This window comes from Dysgonomonas sp. Shenzhen-Wh21 (assembly GCF_043392705.1).
Classification (GTDB): Bacteria; Bacteroidota; Bacteroidia; order Bacteroidales; family Dysgonomonadaceae; genus Dysgonomonas.
Genome location: NZ_JAIXHZ010000204.1, coordinates 1 through 3239, shown reverse-complemented (window position 1 = coordinate 3239; position 3239 = coordinate 1). Strand labels below are relative to the sequence as shown.

Here is a 3239-nt window from a genome sequence, read left to right as displayed (position 1 = left end):
AAGCTCTTATTCTGTATTATTGCAGGAGCTAATCCTAAATCATATATAAAATAATAATTAATACAAGTGTCATTAAAAAAAGATTTATTTACAGGTGTCACATATAATGCAATATCTAAATACAGTGGTATTATTGTATCATTAATTGTTTCTGCTGTATTAGCTAGACTTATTACCCCTGAAGATTTTGGTCTAATAGCGATAGCTATGGTTATCATTACTTTTTTCAGTATTTTAAGTGATTTAGGATTAGCTCCTGCAATAATACAGAATAAGAGCTTAACTAAAGAAAATTTATCTGATATCTTCACCTTCACTGTTTGGCTGGGAATAATTATTTCTCTAGGATTCTTTATTTCATCATGGGCTATAGCATCTTATTATGGAATGAATAGTCTCATCAAGATATGTCAGATATTATCTGTGAATTTATTCTTTGTTACAGTTAATATTGTTCCAAGCGCATTGTTGTACAGAAATAAGGAATTTAAGTTCATTGCCTTTCGAACATTAGTAGTCCAATTTCTAGGTGGATTTATATCTATAATTGCGGCCTTAAATGGAGCTAGATTATATGCTTTGCTTATTAATCCGATCTTTTCAAGTACATCTCTATTTATTGTTAACATATTACGTTATCCCCAAAAGATCAAGATTACATTTAATATTTCTTCATTAAAGATTATACTTTCTTACTCCTCTTATCAGTTTCTGTTCAATCTAATAAATTACTTTAGTAGGAATCTTGACAAATTACTGATCGGGAAATATATGGGAATGTCTTTGCTAGGATATTATGAAAAATCATACCGTCTAATGATGTTACCATTACAAAATATAACCTATGCCATAACACCTGTTATGCATCCTATTTTTTCAGACTTTCAGAATGACCTTAAAAAGCTATCATCCTCTTATCTCAAAGTTGTCCGCCTTTTAGCTTTCATTGGGTTTCCTTTGTCTATACTACTTTGGTTCACAGCAAGAGAGGCTGTATTAATAGTATTTGGGGATCAATGGATAAACTCTATACCTGTATTTCAGGTTCTATCCTTATCAGTCGGAATACAAATCATATTATCTACATCTGGTGCTATTTTTCAAGCAGCTAATGCTACAAAATTATTATTCATAAGTGGACTGTTATCTTCTATATTAAATGTTTCAGGTATATTAATCGGAATATTTATATTTAATTCGCTTATTGCAGTTGCATGGTGCATTACAATTACATTTACTATGAATTTTATTCAATGTTACTATATCATGTACCGATATACTTTAAAGACAAGTATTATTAATTTTGTCAAACAATTCATATCTCCAATAATTCTTAGTATCATTCTATTTTCAATTCTACTATTTATATCTCAGTTAGTAACAATATCAAACATATTTATAAGTACTTTGTTCAAAAGTTTAATATTTATACTTATATACGGCCTTTATATACAGCTAACAAAAGAATTCGATATTTATAGAAAATTAAAAAATAAAATGAGATGAAACTATTATACCTGATTTTTCATGGGTTTGAGGCATATAACGGCATAAGTAAAAAGATACACTATCAGGTTAGTGCTTTGAAGCAGTGTGATGTAGAAACACATCTATGTTACATTCAGATTAACAATGATGGGTATCAGAGACGAATGATAGATGATCAGGAGCTAGAAAACTTTGAACATGGGATTAAGGGCAAAATAAAAAAATGGATTGACTATTCTAAAATATTAAAATACATAAAAACCAACAATATAAATATTATCTATATAAGATCATATCACAATGCAAATCCGTTTTTAATTTCTTTTGTGAAGCAAGCGGCTAAAATAGGGGTGAAAACATTGCTCGAAATCCCAACATATCCATACGACAAAGAATACATCAATAGTTCTTTGCCGGTTCGCCTACAGTTATTCACGGATAAGCTATATCGTGGCAAACTATCTCATAATATATTCAGAATTGTGACATTTTCAAACGAAACAAATATCTTTGGAGCAAAAACAATTAATATATCGAATGGTATAGACTTCGATGCTATAAAAATAAAAGAGCCGACAAATAGTAATCCGAATATAATTACTCTGATAAGCGTAGCTGAAATTCATGTTTGGCATGGATTCGACCGTTTACTAAAAGGATTAACCGAATATTATAAAGTGAAACAAGATATAGAAGTTCGGTATGAAATTGTAGGGTACGGAGATGAACGTGAAATTGCGAAGCTAAAAAATTATATAATCCAGAATAAATTGGAAAACTATGTCACATTTCATGGCCCACAATATGGAGAAAGCTTAGATAACTTGTTTAATGAGGCATCATTGGGTATTGCCAGTCTGGGACGTCATCGAAGTGGGATCAGCAATATAAAGACTTTAAAAAACCGAGAATACGCAGCAAGAGGCATTCCGTTTATCTACTCCGAGATAGATGATGATTTTGAAGAAAAACCTTATATTATGAAAGTAGGTGCCGATGAATCTCCAATAAATATTCTCGATGTGATTGCATTTTATGAAAAAGTAAAAACAATACCTGCTATAGAAATACGCAATTCTATCAATGATCTTTCATGGAAGAATCAGATGGAAAAGGTTATTTCAGCTTGTAAATAAACGATTTGAATTGTTGTTTCTATGATTTTAATTATTGTATTCTACCTATTTGCATTCATTATTTTCTATACTTACTTAGGGTATGGCATCTTAATTTGGTTTCTGGTAAAAATCAAAGAATTTTTTAAATCAAGGAGCAAGAATAAATTGCAAGATGTCGAGTTACTCGATGTAACCTTGCTGATTGCAGCTTATAACGAAGAAAATGTTGTGGTCGAAAAAATGGCCAATATAGAGTCATTAGATTATCCAAAGGAAAAGCTCCACGTTGTCTGGGTTACTGATGGCAGCACAGACAATACAGTAGAGATGCTAAAGTCGTATCCTAATATAAAAGTCTTGCATAAACCTGAACGTGAAGGAAAAACTGCTGCCATAAACAGAAGCATGTCTTACATAGATACTCCTATTGTTATATTTACAGATGCAAATGCTATACTAAATACTCAAAGTATAAAAGAAATAGTATCCTTATTTGCAGACAGTAAAGTAGGTTGTGTAACAGGAGAAAAAAGAGTAAACATAGAATCAAAAGATAACGCTTCGTCTAGTGGCGAAGGATTTTATTGGCGTTATGAATCTGTAAATATAACAATAGGAGTATCTATGTAAGAC

The 3239-nt window shown here is 30.8% G+C and carries 3 protein-coding genes; all 3 read left to right on the top strand.

The window, feature by feature from the left end; genetic code table 11:
- Nucleotides 1-60: 60 nt before the first annotated feature.
- The 3 genes from LDB17_RS13865 to LDB17_RS13855 are packed head-to-tail and all read left to right on the top strand — an operon-like array spanning nt 61 to nt 3236.
- On the top strand, nt 61-1506 hold the full coding sequence (locus tag LDB17_RS13865; RefSeq protein ID WP_393925093.1) for a lipopolysaccharide biosynthesis protein: 1446 nt from the start codon (nt 61-63) through the stop codon (nt 1504-1506).
- Nucleotides 1503-2624, top strand: coding sequence for a glycosyltransferase (locus tag LDB17_RS13860; protein ID WP_252639044.1), 1122 nt, complete (start codon nt 1503-1505; stop codon nt 2622-2624). Before LDB17_RS13865 ends, LDB17_RS13860 begins: the two co-directional genes overlap by 4 nt.
- Before the next feature lie 21 nt (nt 2625-2645).
- Nucleotides 2646-3236 carry a glycosyltransferase gene (locus LDB17_RS13855; RefSeq protein WP_393925092.1) on the top strand — a complete coding sequence of 197 codons (591 nt, stop codon included), beginning with the start codon at nt 2646-2648 and terminating at the stop codon, nt 3234-3236.
- Nucleotides 3237-3239: the final 3 nt, after the last annotated feature.